Below are 16,068 nucleotides of genomic sequence, written 5' to 3'. Positions count from 1 at the left end.
GAGGTTGAAGCATGAACCGCAAGAAGCTCGCATCCGTTTTGTTCGGCTCCGCTGCTGCGGCGGCTATGCTGCTGACCCCGGCAACGGCAGCCTCCGCACAGACGAATGCGGCGAAGGCCGCTACCGTGTCGGCCGGAGCCGGGGTCGAGCGCGACAGCGTCAGTTGCACCAGGCCCAGGGGCAAGTCGGCCAACTACTCGTGGGGCGAGGGCAACACGACCGCGACCATCTACTTCAACAACCACTGCAGCCACAAGGTCAGTGTCAAGATCATGTTCGTGAGGAAGGGCTCGGTCGGCGACAAGGCCGCCAAGTACCGGTGCATGACGGTCAACGCCCACACCAAGGGCAAGAAGAAGTTCTACGCCGCCGTCTACAAGCCGTATTCCGTGTCCCGCGTCGCGCGCTGCAGCTGAGCCGGCCGCCGGCGTCCAATTCGGGATGACGGCGCCGTACTCGCGCCGCCCACAGATCGCTTTTCGCGCCTGGCGGCGCCCTGCGGTACGGATCCGCTTCCGCCCGTGGACCGGGCCGGAAGTTCGACGGTTCGATGGACATCCGCTGGGGTCCATCGCAGGTCAAAGGCCACTTCCCAGAATCGGGAAGTGGCCTTTGACATGTGTGCGGGTGAGGAAATCAGTCGCTGGAGTAACGCTTCAACAGCTCCTTCAGCGGCCGGCCATCAAGTGGGTCACGCGCTTCAATCGCAGTGTTCGAAGGGGCTGGTGAATGAGCTGCTGCCGACCGAGCCGCCCCACTTGACGCACTGTCCGGCCGCGTCGCGCCTGACGGGCCCCGCGTAGTAGCCGTAGCTGCCCGAGTCGGTCGTCCTGCTCTCCCCTTGCGGCTCCAGGAAGGCCGACATCGACGACGGTGAGCCGAGGTTCGTCGTCTTCAGCGTCACGACGCAGTTGTTGCCGTTACCCGAGTTGTAGAGCAGGTAGGTGCGACCACCAGTAAGGCCGGCTGAGTCGATGACCGAGTAACCGCTGCCGCAGACCTCCTCAGGGGTGTGGGGGTTGCTGCCGCAGGTGTTCGTGCTCGTGATGGCCTTCTTCTGGCCCAAGGACACGGTCACGCCGTCTACGGTCGGACTGGTGTCCATCGCGCCGGTGGAGGTCCGCTGTTCGTAGTGCAGGTGCGGAGCGCCGGAGCCGCCCGTCGAGCCGACGGTCCCGATCGCGGTGCCCTGGCCGACGCTCAGCGAGCTGCCTGCAGACCTCACCATGGTCGCGAGGTGGGCGTAGCGGGTTCTGGTGCCGTCACCGTGACGGACCTCTACCCACTTGCCGTAGCTCGTGCTTCCCGCGTCGTAGAAGTACGCGGTCCCCGAAGCGGTGGCACGTACGGTTTCACCGTCGATGTCATCGCCCCCATAGTCCTGCCAGTCGAGAGAACCCGATGGGTTGTGGCCGGGGTACCAGTTGTTGGCATAGAAGGTTTTCCCGCAGTTGAACGGGCTCTTGTGAGAAGCCAGGACGCTGATGCCCTGCGCTGAGGCGGCCTGGGGGATCAGCGCTGCCGCGAGAGCGACCAACAGGGCAGTGATCGCGGATCTGAAAGTCTTCGGCCAGGTCGGTCTGCCGGTTGTGGGCATGCTCACCTCTCTGAACAGGTGCGTATGGGGGGATACGGTTAGGCGCCCAGTTCCTCGATGTCGATGAGCCCATGGCGGCAGAACTACGTTGGCGGCAGGGTGATCAGGCTCGATGGGAAGAGAGGGCCGCGGTCAGGGAACATTTCGACATCTCACCGCCCTTGGGGAAGGACGGGTCGATCGTGAACATATCCTTGAAAGTTCTTTTCATCAATCTCTGTGACATGAAATTTTGCGGCTCTTCGAGTTCGGCGTCGAGCCCGAACCGGGCAGTCCGCGACGATCGAGCCGTGGTCCGGCGTCCAGATGACTCCCCAAGCAGGCAGAAAGCGAGAGCGCGCCTATCAAGGGGCAGTTTGTGGTAGCACCCTTCAGCTAAGCCAATGAGGGGCATTGCTTTTATGGACGCCCAAAATCATCAATTTGGTCACCTCTTATCCCGAACCGAATAAAAGGCCACTCCCCATGATCGGAAAGTGGCCTTTCCGTCTTATGCAGCAGTAATGATCATGCTGCAGTTGCTCACGCCACCAGGCACTGCTCGGGCAGTTCGGTGAGCTTCACCGTACACAGGCCGCCGCGCTCGGTCTTCACATCGGTCACCTCGAGCTGCGTGCCGGGGGCGAGGATGAACTCCTCCTCGCCGGTGAACGCGGAGAAACTGCGAATCCCCACGGCACGTACGGGGTGCACCTCGAAGAGCGTCCGCTTGCCGCGGCGGCCGAGGAACGCCTGGGCCACGCTGAGCTTGGACGTACACGAGGACACGCCCCACCAGGTCACGGTTCGGCCGAGCGGGTACTGCGCCCGCAGGTCCAGCGACACCCCACGCCACAGCGGCTCCTTGCGGGCCGGCAGACGCGACACTGCCGAGAACAAGAGCCGCAGGTACGGGAGGTACGGGACGATCCGCGTACGGTCCGGGTTGCGCAGGGTGGCGTTGATCTGCCGATAGAACGCCGACTCGCAGGTGTAGAGGTAGAGGGCCGCGACCTCGTCGGCGGACAGGCCGCCGGCCCCGCCGCTCACCTGAATCTCGCCGAACTGGTGCGACTGCTTCACGTGCCGGTCGAGGCCCGACAGCAGCTTGGCCACCGGCGCGACAGCCTCGCGGAAGTCCATGAGCGGGGTGTCGAACACGCCGGTGATCGCGGGAAGTACCAGCCCCTCGTCCTTGACGCTGGCGAGCCGTTCGAGGTAGAGCTGGTGCAACTCCATCGTGGAGGCGATGAACGCCCCCATGCGGTCGGCCGTGTCGGCGTCCGCCCCACCGGCTTGCGCCGTGAGCTTGTTCCAGCCCTTGCTGGGCAGCCAGTCGATCTCGTTGGCTCCAAGCGCCTTGAGCGCCGTGTTCACCGCGTCGAAGTGGTTCCCGTCGCAGAAGATGTCGCCCTGTGCCGCGGGGTTGGGGTGGTCAATGTGCCAGACCTCCACCTCGGGATACTTCTTCTGGAGCCGGAGTACGACCTCCTTCAGGCTGCGGGCGTGCACCCCCCACCACGCGAAGACCACGCCCCGGTCGGCCTCGTCGGCGTTCTGCTTGGCCCTCAGGATCTCCTCGACGAGCTTCTCGACGACCGGTCGCCAGAACGCGGTGTGCTGGCCGGCGGCCATCGTCCCGTCGCCGCTGGCGGTGAGTGCCGCGTTCAGAAGCAACACGCCCTGCGTGAGCATCGCCTGGAACCACTCCGGCGGCTGCACGGTGTCGTGCTTCTTCAGGAGCGCGCGGATGTCGGCGATCGGCGTCTTCTTGGGGATGCCGTGCTTCCACATCGCCGCCGCCTTGATGATGCAGCGGATGGTGATGACCTTGCCGAACTGGCTGTCGGCCCAGTCGTGGAAGGTGTTGTCGAACATGGCGATGCCGGTGGCGCTCTCGGCCCGCGGGTACGGGTTCTGGCCGAAGACGACGACCTTCCACTTGTGCGGCGGGTTGGGCTTGAGCGCCTGGAAGGTCAGTTCCCGGACGGGCACGACGTTCGGGCTGCGGCCCGGGCCGATGAACGTGGCCGCGGCCGGCTGCGCCTCGATGACCGGCTTCAAGAGCGGCAGCCACGGCTCGCCGCCCCCCTTGAAGAGTTCGGCGAGGGCCAGCGGGTCATTCGGGTCCGGCGGGGTGGGGACGTTGGTGTCGCTCATCGTGGGCTCCGGCGAGCCGTGCCGGTGACGGCACGGGTGGTCGAGGGCTGGGGGAATTACGCCGCGCGAAGACCCCGGTGCGATGTCGGAGAACCAGAAAGCCCACCCACTGGAGTGGGTGGGCTCTCCTGTCGCGGGCGTCAGTTTTTCTTCAAGGCATGGTCCGCGGAAGGATCATGGCAGAGTAACCCGGAGGCCGTACGTCCGCAAACGCGGAGATCGTTCCGAAGCTCCAACCAACATCACGTTCGCCCGCGTGGCGCGGTATCTTCGGGGACGTTGGATCAACCCCCCTCCCCGAGACCGGAGTGAGCCATGGCCGTCAAGCTCGTGAAACCGCTGCTCAAGGTGGTGCTGGCGGACGTCAACGCGAAAGTGGTGGAGGCGTGGCGTGCGGCGTTCGCCGACACTCCCGAGGTCGAGATCCACCAGGGGTCCATCCTCGACCAGCACGTCGATGCCTGGGTCAGCCCGACGAACTCCCGAGGGCGGATGGACGGCGGGGTCGATGCGGTCATCAAGCGGCATCTCGGGGCGGGGATCCAGCTGCGCGTCCAGCGAGCGATCAGCGATCAGTTCGGAGGGTCGCTGCCGGTGGGAAGCGCGGTGTGCGTACCGTCCGGGGCGACCAACCCCAAGTTCCTGATCTCGACGCCGACGATGGAGCAGTCGGTGCAGAACGTGAGCGAGACGCTGAACGTGGCTCTGGCGTGCGCCGCCGCGTTCCAGGCCATCCACATGCAGAACGAGAAGGAGCCGGGCAGCATCGAGTCGGTGGCGCTGGTCGGCATGGGCGCGGCGACGGGCAAGGTGCCGCCGCGGGTGTGCGCCAACCTGATGTGGACCGGCTACACCCTGTTCAACGACTACTACTTCTGGGACTACGACGACCTGCGGAAGACGATCCGCGAGCAACTCGGCGACATCGAGAGCCGCCCGGAGGAGGAGCGGGTGCGGATCAAGCCGCCCCAGCCGCCCCGCTCGCGTGGTTGACGAGGTGAACGCGACTCATCCAACCCGCGCATGAGTCGGACCTCAGGCGTCACGCGCGATGGTCAGGTAGACGTGGTCGCGGGCCAGGGGGAGCGAACCGAAGCGGATCCCGGTGGCGTCCCGCACCGCGTTGGCCAGGGCGGGAGCCACCGGAAGGAACGGGCTCTCGCTCATCGATTTGGCGCCCAGCGGGCCGATGACATCGAAGGTGCCGGCGAAGTGAACCTCGGTCCTGGGCACGTCGCCGAAGGCCGGGATGTGGTAGTTGCGCAGGGTCTTCGTGGTGACGTGTCCGGCGTCATCCACGATCATCGACTCGTACATCGCCGCGCCCAGGCCCTGCGCGACCCCGCCCTCGATCTGCCCCCGGCACTGCATCGGATTGACGACGCGGCCGGCATCGGCCGCATGAACGCTCTGCAGAATCCTGATCTCGCCGGTCCGGGGATTGACCGCGACCCGGAAGCCCTGAACGTTGAACGTCACCGAACGCGGCGAGCCGCCATACGTGCCGGCCGCGGACAGTTCCCGGCCCGCTGCCCGCATCGCGGACCACACATCCTCGAGGGCGACACGCACGCCGTCGCAGCGCACATGGCCGCCGTCGAGGTCGCAGGCCGACGGGTCCACCTCGGCGTGCTCGGCCACGGCGGCGACGATTCGCTCACGTAGCGCCTGCGCCGCACGCAGGGTCGCCAGGCTCGCGACCATCGTCCCGGTCGAACCGAACGCCCCGGTGTCGTGGCCGACGAGGTCGGTATCGGCCTGAACGATGCGGATCCGGTCGACGACCGTGCCCAGCGCTGTGGCGGCCATCTGCTGGTGCACAGTCGTCGTGCCGTTGCCGAACTCGGCCGTGCCGACAGCCAGCTCGTAAACGCCGTCGGCCATCAGCCTGATCCGCGCGTCGGCCCAGTGCCCGTGCGGCGGGGTCGCGTCCAGCATCCCCAGCGCCACGCCCTCACCCACCAGCCAGTCGCCGCCTGGCGGCCGCACCCCGTTGCCTTCGCGCAGGGCCTCGGCGACGAGGGTGAGGCACTCCCCCAGGCCGTAGCTGCCGATCTGGACGTCGTCCGGCTCGGTGCTGAAGGACACCATTTCGTCGCCCGGTCTGATGACGTTGAGTTCGCGGAATGCGATCGGGTCCATGTCGAGCTCGCGGGCGAGCTCGTCCATCGCCGACTCGACCGCGAAGATCGTCTGGCTGAGGCCGTACCCGCGGAAGGCACCGGCAGGCGGCGTGTTGGTGTAGACGGCATAGCCGTCGACCTTCTTGTTCGGGCAGCGGTAGACGGCGATCGACTCGTTGCTGCCGTGGAACAGGGTTTGGGCGGCGTGATTGCCGTACGCGCCGGTGTTCGACACCGTACGCAGCTGGATGGCCGTGAGCGTCCCGTCGCGGCGCGCGCCGACCTTGACGTGCACGGTGACCGGATGGCGGGTGGTGCCGCCGACGAACATCTCCTCACGGGTGTACTCGAGCTGCACCGGCCGTCCCGTGCGCAGCGTCGCCAGCGCGACGACGTCCTCGGTGAGCATCTCCTGTTTGCCGCCGAACCCGCCGCCGACGCGACCGCAGAGCACACGCACCTTCTCCGCCGGCAGGTCGAACACATCACACAGCGCCCTCTGGGTGAGAAACGGCACCTGGGTGCTCGACCGCACGATGAGACGGCCGGACTCGTCCAGCCAGGCGATCGACGCGTGCGTCTCAAGAGGCACGTGCTGAACGCGCTGCGTGAAGTAGCTCTGCTCGTGCACCGCGTCGGCCTGCGCGAAGCCCGTCTCGACGTCGCCGATGTCACCGTGCACCTCGGCGGCGACGTTGCGCTCGGCATGCGCGATGCGCTGTTCGGGCCCCTTGTCGTGGAGGACGGGGGCGCCGGGCGCCATCGCCTCCTCGGGGTCGAACACGGCGGGCAGGATGTCGTAGCGGACCATCAGCCGACGGCATCCCTCCTCCGCGGCGGCCACGGATTCGGCCACGACGCCCGCGACCCGCTGGCCGGCGAAGCGGATGACGTCGTCGAACACCAGCGTGTCGTCGGGATCGACCTCCGAGTTCTCGTGACGTCCGGTCGAGAAGAGCCGCCGCGGCGAATCCTCGAAGGTGAGTACGGCGTGCACTCCGGGGACGGCCAGCGCGGCGCTCTTGTCGATCTCCACGATGCGGGCGTGCGCGTACGGCGAGCGGAGCAGCTTGAGATGCAGCAGACCGTCGGGGGCGAAGTCCAACGTGTAGCGGGCCATACCGGTCACCACCTCGGGACCGGCCGGCGCGGGCACATTACACCCGAACGACTGCCCCGGCCCGGACTCCTCGACGTGCGCCACCCCGTTGATCGCGTCCTCGATCGAGCGGTAGCCGGTGCACCGGCACAGGTTCCCCTTCAAAGCCTGGGACAGATCGCGTAGCTGGTCCTCGCTGAGAACGGCTGCCGTCATGAGCATCCCGGCAGTGCAGAAACCGCACTGGAAGCCCTGCGCGGCGAGGAAGTTGCGCTGCATCGGATGCGGTTCGCCGTCGTGGGCGAGTCCTTCGACCGTCGTCACCTTGTGGCCGACCGCGCGAAAAGCGGGGAACACGCAACTGTGCACGGGCACGCCGTCGACGTGCACCGTACACGCACCGCAGTCGCCCGCGTCACAGCCCTTCTTCACGCCGAGCCAGCCGAGGTCGCGCAGGAACGTCCGCAGACACTGCCCCGGGCGCGGCTTCTCGCTGAAAGTCCTGCCATTCACCTCGATCTTCATCGCTGCCCCCTAGGTCCCCTTGCTCGACAGTTCGCGCCGGATCTCCTCCGCGAACTCGACGGTCATGTGCCTGCGCCACTCCGGCGCACCGTGCACGTCGCGGTGGTAGAGCTCCGGGGGGATCTCTCGCCGCAGGGCGGCACCGAGGTCTGATGGATCGGGCAGGTCGGGGAATGACAGCTGGATCGGACGGACGGTCGAGGCGGTCACCGTCAGGACGAACGAGCCGTCGTCGGGCTGCCGCCTGCCGATCAGCAATGCCGCGGACCTGCCATGCGGGCTCAGCGAGATCTGGCGGAATGCCGTCCGAGACCGCAGCGCGGAAACCGGCAACATGATCGAGCGCAGCAGCTCACCGGGTTCGAGCACGTTGCGCTGTGCCCCGGTGACGAAGTCGACGCACGCCACCTGCCGCTCGCCGTGCTCCGGCGTCCAGATCGTGCAGATGCCGTCGAGTGACGCCGTAAGTGAGATCATCGGGCCGGCGGGCAACGACAGGCAGAGATTGCCGCCCACGGTCGCTACGTTCCAGACCTTGAATGAACCGAGCAGCGCCCGGCAGCAATCGCCGATGATCGTCGCCGCTCTCCAGTCAGGTGGCGTCACCGCCCCGTAGAGCTGCGCCAGCGTGCAGGTCGCGGCGATCTCCAGCCCCCGCTCATCGATCCGCAGTGGCTGCCAGCCGAAACTCGCCAGATCGAGGAGCCGGCGAAGCCCCGGTTGCGGCTCGGAGAACAGCCATGTGCCGCCGGCAAGCCACGCGTCCCCCGGCTGCCACGTCTGTGCCTCGCCGAGATCGCGCGCCTCCACGACCGAGGTGACGGTGTTCAGATCCACCTGTGGCCTCCTCGTCGATCTCGGGATTCCTCGCGCCGGCTTGCGACTTCACGAATGCAGGAAGGGCTGGAAGACACCTTCGGGATCCCATCGCGCTCTCACCTCCCGCAGGCGCTCCCACGTCTCGGGCGCGAACGATCGCTCGGCTCGGGTGGGAGCGGCCAGGAGGTCGGTCTCCGCGATGTAGTGCCCGACCCCCAGCGGCTCGACTTTGCTCATCGCCTCGCGCAGCCAACGGATGTTGATCTCGTCGTCCGCGGGGTCCTGCCAGATCGCGTAACCGACGACATAGCTTCTGCCCAGTATCGAGAAGGCCATTTCGGGCAACGGGACTTCCCCGGGGGGAGCAGGAGGAATGATCGCGAGAACGAGGGACTTGTCAGACGGAGCCTGGGCCACGTCGTCTGCCAGCACCGACAACAGCGCGCTGAGATCTTCCATCGACCAGAGAGTGTCGGCGGCCGAGCGGTGGTGCTGCGACCAAAGCGCGCCGGAGGTTTCGAAGAGGGCGTCAAAGGTCGACCGCTCCTCCGTCACACCGGCCAGCGCCCGCCCTGCGAGTGGGCAGACTTGGAACGCTCCGAGAGATCGGACCGCCTCGTCCTGGGAGCCGGCGAAGGCGGTGGCCGTGACGACGACCACCTTCGTTCCCGGCGCGATCGTCGTCAAGGTCGGCGGTGCTGTGCCGAGCACGACACTCAGCTCGACAAGGGGAGGGAGCAGTGCCGCCATCTCGGACACCCAGGAAGTCACATCCGCCACATCCGCGAGCGGGAAGACGTAGCTGCTCATGGTGATCGCCGTCGGGAGACGGTGCAGCCCCAGACGGAACCGGGTGACCGCGGCGAAGAAGCCAGGCCCCGCTCCGCGTGCCGCCCAGAAGAGGTCGGAATTCTCGTGCTCGCTGCACCGGAGCATCTCGCCCTTCGCGGTCACGGTTTCGACTTCGAGAAGGCTCAGGCAGGCCGGACCCCACACTCCGGGGTTCCAGCCGAGGCCGCCGCTGAGGATGTAGCCGCTCAGTGCGACGGATCCGCAATGACCTACGGGAAAGGCCAACCCGTGCTCGGCAAGTGCCGGAGCGAGATCACTGCCTCTGGAGGCGGGCTGCACGCTGGCCGTGGCTGAGGCGGCGTCTATGGTGCACCCTCCGAGCTGCGACAGATCGATGAGCATGCCCCCGTCGCGTAGCGCTGCGCCGACCCAGTTGTGCCCGCCCGCTCGCACGCTGATCCGCAAGCCGGTGGACCGGGCGAGCCTGACCGCTGACAGCACGTCTTGCTCGGAGGCGGCCCGGACGATCACGTCGGGGAACCGCTCCGGCTTGAGCCCGTTCCACACCATTCTTGCCCTGAGGTCCTCGTAGCCGGCGTCTCCTCGCCGGACGAGCAGCCCGTCAAGGTCTCGGACCAGCTCACGTTCGGACATGTGAACCTCCGGGTGGCCGCATGGTCCAGCCCAAGCTCCGGCAACGCACGAATCTCGTCGAGCGGCTTCCTTCGCACCTCGAATTCAGCCACCTGATCAATGGGTGGACACTCGAGAAACGAAACACGATCACCACAAGCTCTGTTCGCCAGGAAACGGTGAGAAGTTTCCCGCACCCACGGAGCCTACGATCCACATGAGGCCTCACCTGGGAAGTCTAGCTCCGGGCCACCCAGAAAAGAAGCGCAGCAATGAATAACACATAACTGCCGACCCCGCGGGAATTTCGGCCACACTTTACCTGTCGGAGGTTGCGATACGGGAGTGCAGGACTTCGTGTCCAGGATTTTTCAAAACGCAAGGCCCGGCAATTCCGCTTATCGTCCAGTTCTCACCGAAGCGCCCGATCGCAGCGGTGCAGGCGGCCGGCTTCCAGGGCGGACAACCTGCGGACAGGTCAGGCCGGACGGGTGCGGGGCGTCGGCACGGCCCCGGTCAAGATGGCGCCGATCGCCATCGGCGGGGAGTTTCCGGGTAGGAGTGGAAGCATGATCTTCTTGAGACGGATGGTCCAGGTCGCCGTACTCACCCTCTTGGCCATCCCGATCATCGCTGTCCCATGGGCGGCAGCCGACACGCGCAAGCGGCCACAGGCCGAGGCAAGAGCTCTGGCCCTCCGCATGCTGGCCCAGCTGAAAGTCGCCCGGCCATTATCGATCCGTGGGTACAGCCACCGGCGGTTCCAGCCCCGGTGGGCTCACCACAAAGGCAAGTGCGATGCGCGCGAGATGGTGCTGGCTCGCGACGGGCGGCGCGTACGCAAAAACGCGGCCTGTCATCCCGTCAAGGGCGTCTGGTACAGCCCGTACGACGGTAAGTGGCTGAAGAGCGAAAAGAAGGTCGACGTCGATCATGTCGTGCCGCTCTCGTACGCCTGGCGTTCTGGCGCCAGCAAGTGGAGCCAGGCGCGGCGGCGCGCCTTCGCCAACGACCTCACTCGTCCAGAGCTCAGAGTGGTCAGTCACTCCGCCAACATCGCCAAGGGCGGCCAAGGGCCGCAGAGCTGGCGTCCGCCGAGACGCAGCTATTGGTGCCGCTACGCGATCTCATGGGTCACCGTGAAACATCACTACCGGCTCTTCGTGACCTCGCGGGAGAAGGTGGCCTTGATCAACATGCTCCGCACCTGCGGGCGGTGAAGCGCGGCCGTCCGACGCCCACGCGGTCGGCGCCGGCCTGCACTATCGTGGTGCTGAGTCCGGCACACTCTTCCTGTGCCGGACTCAGCACCACGCGATAGGCGGCCGTGGGTTCACCGGCGCTTAACTCTTGCTCCAGATCGCCGCGATCGTGCCACCTTCGATGTCCAGGCACTGCGGCAGGTAGCCCAGCGCCTTGAGCTTGGTGGCCTGGAGCGTGTAGGTCACCTTGGACAGGTCCAGGTACTCCTTCACGCCGGTCGCGCTGCCCTTGCTCCACACGGTGGTGTAGAGCTTGCCCGGCTCGATGGACATGAGGACGGGACGCAGGCCCTGCTTCGTCTTCGCCACGAGCTCCTGGCCGCGCTGCTCCAAGGTCTGGCCCAGGGTCACCTGGACGGCTCCCCCGGCGGCACCGGCGACCCAGACTGCCGCGTAGAGCGGCCTCTCGACGGTGCCGTACACGTCCAGCGAGGCGAGGCTGAGGCCGGCGGCGGTGAGCTCGGCGTTGACCTTGACGAAGGTCTCCTTGGTCATGCTCAGCTGAGACTTGACCTGGTTGGTGGTCTTCTCGAAGACCGCCGCGAAGACCGCGTTCGCGCCCGTGCCGGTACCACTGATCAGCTTGGGCTGGTAACCCGCCTTCAGCTGCTCGGTGATTCGCTTCGTCAGGTCAGTGCCGGTCAGACCCTGCAGGATGTTCACCTTGCTGGTGGCGTCCTTGATCCACACGGTCGTGTACTGCGGGTTGGCCGCGTTGGTCACGCTCAACGCCGAGGGGACGTAGCCCTTGCCCAGCAGCTGCTTGGCGCGCTGCAGCAACTGGGTCCCGCTGAGCGCGTCGAGGGAAAGCCAGTCCAGCGGCAGGTTCTGAGCCGTCTGGGTGGTGGTGGTCTTGGTGGGTTCGGCGACCGCCGGGGAGGCGATGGCCAGCAGGGGAGCGGTGGCCGCCGCCAGGGCCGTGGCGAGAGCGACGATCCTCTTCTTGCTCCTCATGATCCTCCTATGTGGGTAAAGGCTGTCCCAATTTCTGGCAAGTAGGGACCATAACAGAGAATGAGGGAGAGTTGACCAATCGTCACCATGATCGCAACATTGCCGTGTCAGAAATCCTCAGGAATCGGGACAAGATGGACACCTAGCCAGAGGGATGTTCACGTTTCGGCAGGTCTGCGCGTAAGGTCATGTTCCGCGATGGTTCAACAGAAGAATGCTCGCTCGGCTGACAGACGAGCTCGCTGAGTGGAACGTTCTCGGACTGCACGTCGGCAATCAGCCGTAATTAGTGCGTTCCAAGTAAGGCACCCCGTGGAACCTTGTAAGGACGGCTCGTAGAGTCGTCCTTCAATGGCGGTCAGCCGGCGGCGGCCGGCTGGAGGAGGCCGGTCTCGTACGCCGCCGCCACCGCGGCCGCCCGGTCCTGCGCCCCCAGCTTGGCGAACACATGCAGCAGGCGGGGCACACCAGTGCGTCCGCAGGGCGACGCCGCCCGCGACGAGCGAGATCGCGACCATGACGCCCAGCGTTGGCGGCGAGGTCTCGCCACCGGCCCAGCCGTAGCGAACCGCCTGGACCGCTGGCGCCATCGGGGTGAGGTCGCCGATGGCGCGCTCTGAGATTCGCCGACGGGCGCGGCCGGCAACATCCGCCGATCGGTTGACGGGGGCCGCCCGTAGCCGATCCGCAGGCGATCGAAACGCCGCCATTCCAGGGTGAGGTCAACCATCCGGCAGCCGCCGGTGTTCTCTCACTGCTCCCTCACTCCCCTGGAGTCCCGTGATCGCCCTTCCCGTGGTGCTCGTCGCCGTGTACATGACCACGCTCGACTTCTTCGTCGCCAACCTGGCCGTGCCGTCGATCAGGACCGACCTGGGCGCGGACGACGCCGCCGTCCAGCTCGTGATCGCCGGATACGGTCTCGCGTACGCCGCGAGCCTGATCGTCTCCGGGCGGCTCGGCGACCTGTACGGCCACCGGCGCGTGTTCGCGGCCGGGCTGGCGCTGTTCACGCTGGCGTCTGCGGCGTGCGGCCTCGCCCCCGACGCGGTGTCGCTGGTGGCGGCCAGGGTCGCGCAGGGCGTGGCGGCCGCGCTGCTGGCGCCGCAGGTGCTCGCGCTGCTCGGCGTCATGTACGAGGGCGCGGCCCTGGCCAGGGCGTTCACCTGGTACGGCAGCGCCGTCGGCCTGGCGGGCGTGAGCGGCCAGGCGATCGGCGGCCTGCTCGTGGCGGCCGATCCCCTGGAGCTGGGCTGGCGCGCCTGCTTCCTGGTCAACGTGCCGATCGGCGCGGCGGCGCTGGCGCTGACCGGGCGGCTGCTTCCCCGTACCGGCGGCTCCGGCACGCGGCGGGATCTCGATCTCGCCGGGGCGGCGCTGGTCGGGGCCGGGCTCGTGGCCGTGGTGCTGCCGCTGGTCGAGGGGCGCGAGCAGGGCTGGCCGCCGTGGACGTGGCTGTGCCTGGCGGGCGCGGCGCCGATTCTGGCCGCGTTCGTACGGCGGCAGCGTCGGCTGGCAGCCGCCGGGCGGGCACCGCTGCTCGATCTGGCGGTGTTCGAAGAGCGCGGGTTCGCGGCTGGGCTGGTGGCGGTGGCGTTGCTGTTCGGCACGTCGGCGGGGTTGTCGTTCGTGCTCGCGCTGTACCTGCAGGAAGGGCTCCGGCTCGGTCCGCTGGCCGCCGGAGCCGTGTGCACCGCGCTGAACGCCGGGTTCTTACTCGGCGCCCTGCGCGCCGGCCGGGTGCCGCCGATCGTGGCCGCGTCGGTGGTGCTGCTGGGGCTGGGGCTGCTGGGTCACTTCGTGGGCGCGGCGCCGTACCAGGTGGCTCTGGCACTGCTCGTGACGGGCGCCGGGATGGGGCTGCTGATGTCGCCGCTGATCTCCTCCGTCCTGTCAGGGGTACGGCCGGAGCGCGCGGGCGCCGCGGCCGGGGTGCTCGGGACCGTGCAGGAGGCCGGTGGGGTGCTCGGCGGCACGGTCACCGGGGCGGCGTTCTTCGGCGCGCTGGACGGCGGATGGGACGCCGCGACGCTGGCCGGGGTCGCGGTGCTGGTCACGGGTGCGCTCGGCGTGCTGGCCTACGCCGTCCGCATGACGGTCAGCCGTACCGGCCGTGCGACGGCAGTCGCACCGCGGCGGCGAGGTCGTCGGCGAGCGGCGGGATGTCGTCAGGGCGCAGAGGGGAGATGGTGAGGCGGAGCGCCGGCGGCGTGCCGATGCGGTTGCGCGCGCCCGGTGCGGCGGCCCAGCCGCGGGCCAGCAGCCGGGTGATCGCCGCGGCCTCGTCCGCGACGGGAACCCACACGTTGAGCCCGGTGCGGCCGTGCGCCGGGATGCCGCGCGCGGCCAGCGCCGCGACCAGGCCGTCCCGGCGCTCGGCGTACGAGGCCGCCACCGCGGCCGCGTCGACCGCCTCCGTCCGCCACAGGTGAACCACCGCCCGCTGCAGCAGATGGCTCACCCAGCCCGCGGCCAGCCGCTGCCGGCCGCGCAGCCGGCCCAGCGTGACCGGGTCGCCGGTGATCAGGGCGAGGCGCAGGTCGGGACCGTAGGCCTTGGCCGTCGAGCGGACGAGGATCCAGCGGGGTGTGACCCCGGCCAGCGGGTGCAGGGGGACGTCCACGAACCTGTCGCCATGGTCGTCCTCGAGGAGCAGCACGCCCGGGTGCGCGGCCAGCAGCGCCCGTAGGTCGGCGGCGCGCTCCGCGGTGACGGCCGCGCCGGTCGGGTTCTGGGCACGGGCCGTGATCACCACGGCTCGCGCGCCTGCCCGCAGTGCCCGCCCGAGCTCGTCGGGCAGCGGCCCCTCGTCGTCCAGCCGCATCGGCAGGGGGCGCAGGCCGAGCACGGCGACCAGGTCGAGCAGGGACGACCAGCCCGGGTCCTCCACGGCGACCGCGTCGCCGGGACGCAGGTGGCCGGCCAGTACGCGTTCGACCGCGTCGAGGGTGCCCGAGCTGACCGCCAGCGGCGCCGCCGGCACGCCGTGCGCGCGCAGCCGGGCCCCGGCCAGGGCGAGGAGTTCCTCGTCGTCGCCTGTGCCGTACATGGCAGGGCGCTCCCTATGCGCGCGTGCCGCGGCGGCGAGGGCGTCGTAGAGAGGCGGCAGCAGGTCGGGGTCGGGGTTGCCCTTGGACAGGTCGCGTACGCCCGGGGGCACCTCGATGCGGATGTCCTCGCGTGCCGTGCTGGCCGGACGCGGCCTGACCCTGGTGCCGCGTCGCCCGGCGGTCTCCACGATGCCGCGCTCACGCAGCAGCCGGTACGCGGCCGCCGCCGTGTTGGGGCTGACCTCGGCCATCGCGGCCATCTCGCGTACCGGGGGGAGCGCCGCGCCGGGCGGCAGCCGGCCGTCCGCCACAGCGGCCTCGACGCCGGCCGCGATCTCGCTGGCTGTCTGACCGGTGATTCGATACCTTTCTAGCACAAATCACATTATGTACCAATACAAAGGAGTTCGAGTGCTCATTCATCCCTGGGATGCGGCTCGCGACCGCGACGAGTGGCGGGACTGGCTGCGTACGCGCGACTTCGGGCAACTGGCCGCCAACGGCGTGGACGGCGGCCCGCCGGTGGTGGTGCCCACGCATTTCCTGTTCGACGGCGGGAACGAGGTCGTGCTGCACCTGGCCAGGCCCAACCCGATCTGGGCGGCACTGGAGGCCGACCCCGTGGTGGTGGTGAGCGTGCACGACGACTACGCCTACATCCCTTCCACGTGGCGTTCGGACTCCCCCGGCAACGGCGTGCCGACCAGCTACTACGCCTCCGTGCAGCTCACCTGCCGGGCGGGGATCGTGGACGACAAGGAGGGCAAGGCGGAGATCCTGCGCCGCCAGCTCGCCCACCACCAGCCTGACGGCGGCTATGGCGAGATGGCCGCCGACGCGGGGCCGTACCGCAAGATGCTGTCCGCGATCCGCGGGCTGCGGCTGGAGGTGGTGGAGACGCGGGCCAAGTTCAAGTACGACGACCACCGGCCGGTCGAGTTCCGCGAGAAGATCGCCGCCGGGCTCGCGAAGCGAGACCTTCCAGGGGATGCCGGGGCGCGAACGCAGCAGCTCAGGCGGATGGCGCCAGATCCAGGCGAGCCCAGGTAGCCGTCGCTTTGTCGGTGGCTGTTGA

The 16,068-nt window shown here is 68.2% G+C and carries 12 protein-coding genes; 5 read left to right on the top strand and 7 right to left on the bottom strand.

Going from position 1 to position 16,068, the window contains the following annotated elements:
* The first annotated feature begins 11 nt into the window (after nt 1–11).
* The gene (locus tag ACTMTI_RS05320) at nt 12–416 is read left to right on the top strand and encodes a hypothetical protein (RefSeq protein ID WP_441118474.1); all 405 of its coding nucleotides are present in this window, start codon (nt 12–14) and stop codon (nt 414–416) included.
* A 284-nt stretch (nt 417–700) separates the two neighbouring features.
* On the opposite strand, the gene ACTMTI_RS05315 is transcribed toward ACTMTI_RS05320, so the two are convergent.
* Together ACTMTI_RS05315 and ACTMTI_RS05310 are read right to left on the bottom strand one after the other, a co-directional pair.
* Nucleotides 701–1,537 (bottom strand): M23 family metallopeptidase, encoded by an 837-nt coding sequence (locus ACTMTI_RS05315; protein ID WP_441118473.1) that lies wholly within the window; start codon nt 1,535–1,537, stop codon nt 701–703.
* A gap of 582 nt (nt 1,538–2,119) precedes the next feature.
* The gene (locus ACTMTI_RS05310) at nt 2,120–3,736 is read right to left on the bottom strand and encodes an ADP-ribosyltransferase domain-containing protein (RefSeq protein ID WP_441118472.1); all 1,617 of its coding nucleotides are present in this window, start codon (nt 3,734–3,736) and stop codon (nt 2,120–2,122) included.
* Between the two features lie 315 nt (nt 3,737–4,051).
* Here ACTMTI_RS05310 and ACTMTI_RS05305 point away from each other — a divergent pair, with 315 nt between their 5' ends.
* On the top strand, nt 4,052–4,729 hold the full coding sequence (locus ACTMTI_RS05305) for a macro domain-containing protein (protein ID WP_441118471.1): 678 nt from the start codon (nt 4,052–4,054) through the stop codon (nt 4,727–4,729).
* Between the two features lie 42 nt (nt 4,730–4,771).
* Here ACTMTI_RS05305 and ACTMTI_RS05300 read toward each other — a convergent pair whose 3' ends face one another.
* Genes ACTMTI_RS05300 through ACTMTI_RS05290 form a run of 3 tightly spaced genes read right to left on the bottom strand, consistent with a single transcriptional unit; the run spans nt 4,772 to nt 9,748 of the window.
* Nucleotides 4,772–7,483, bottom strand: coding sequence for a molybdopterin-dependent oxidoreductase (locus tag ACTMTI_RS05300; RefSeq protein ID WP_441118470.1), 2,712 nt, complete (start codon nt 7,481–7,483; stop codon nt 4,772–4,774).
* 9 nt (nt 7,484–7,492) lie between these two features.
* A complete protein-coding gene (locus tag ACTMTI_RS05295) occupies nt 7,493–8,320 on the bottom strand; it encodes an FAD binding domain-containing protein (RefSeq protein WP_441118469.1) in 828 nt (275 codons plus the stop codon).
* Between the two features lie 48 nt (nt 8,321–8,368).
* The gene (locus ACTMTI_RS05290) at nt 8,369–9,748 is read right to left on the bottom strand and encodes an FAD-binding oxidoreductase (protein WP_441118468.1); all 1,380 of its coding nucleotides are present in this window, start codon (nt 9,746–9,748) and stop codon (nt 8,369–8,371) included.
* Nucleotides 9,749–10,296: 548 nt separating this feature from the next.
* On the opposite strand from ACTMTI_RS05290, the gene ACTMTI_RS05285 reads away from it, so the two are divergent.
* Complete coding sequence (locus ACTMTI_RS05285) at nt 10,297–10,947, top strand: HNH endonuclease family protein (protein WP_441118467.1); 651 nt, start codon at nt 10,297–10,299, stop codon at nt 10,945–10,947.
* A 123-nt stretch (nt 10,948–11,070) separates the two neighbouring features.
* Here the strand turns inward: ACTMTI_RS05285 and ACTMTI_RS05280 are convergent, their stop codons facing one another.
* On the bottom strand, nt 11,071–11,943 hold the full coding sequence (locus tag ACTMTI_RS05280; RefSeq protein WP_441118466.1) for a hypothetical protein: 873 nt from the start codon (nt 11,941–11,943) through the stop codon (nt 11,071–11,073).
* A gap of 780 nt (nt 11,944–12,723) precedes the next feature.
* Here ACTMTI_RS05280 and ACTMTI_RS05275 point away from each other — a divergent pair.
* Entirely contained in the window at nt 12,724–14,136 is a 1,413-nt protein-coding gene (locus ACTMTI_RS05275; protein WP_441118465.1) for an MFS transporter, read from the top strand.
* On the opposite strand, the gene ACTMTI_RS05270 is transcribed toward ACTMTI_RS05275, so the two are convergent.
* The gene (locus ACTMTI_RS05270; RefSeq protein ID WP_441118464.1) at nt 14,042–15,370 is read right to left on the bottom strand and encodes an aminotransferase class I/II-fold pyridoxal phosphate-dependent enzyme; all 1,329 of its coding nucleotides are present in this window, start codon (nt 15,368–15,370) and stop codon (nt 14,042–14,044) included. The genes ACTMTI_RS05275 and ACTMTI_RS05270 overlap by 95 nt on opposite strands.
* A 34-nt stretch (nt 15,371–15,404) precedes the next feature.
* On the opposite strand from ACTMTI_RS05270, the gene ACTMTI_RS05265 reads away from it, so the two are divergent.
* A complete protein-coding gene (locus ACTMTI_RS05265) occupies nt 15,405–16,043 on the top strand; it encodes an FMN-binding negative transcriptional regulator (RefSeq protein WP_441118463.1) in 639 nt (212 codons plus the stop codon).
* Nucleotides 16,044–16,068: the final 25 nt, after the last annotated feature.

This window comes from Nonomuraea sp. H19 (assembly GCF_052068215.1).
Classification (GTDB): Bacteria; Actinomycetota; Actinomycetes; order Streptosporangiales; family Streptosporangiaceae; genus Nonomuraea.
Note: the sequence above shows the minus strand (reverse complement) of the source record. Positions and strands in the feature narration are given on the sequence as shown.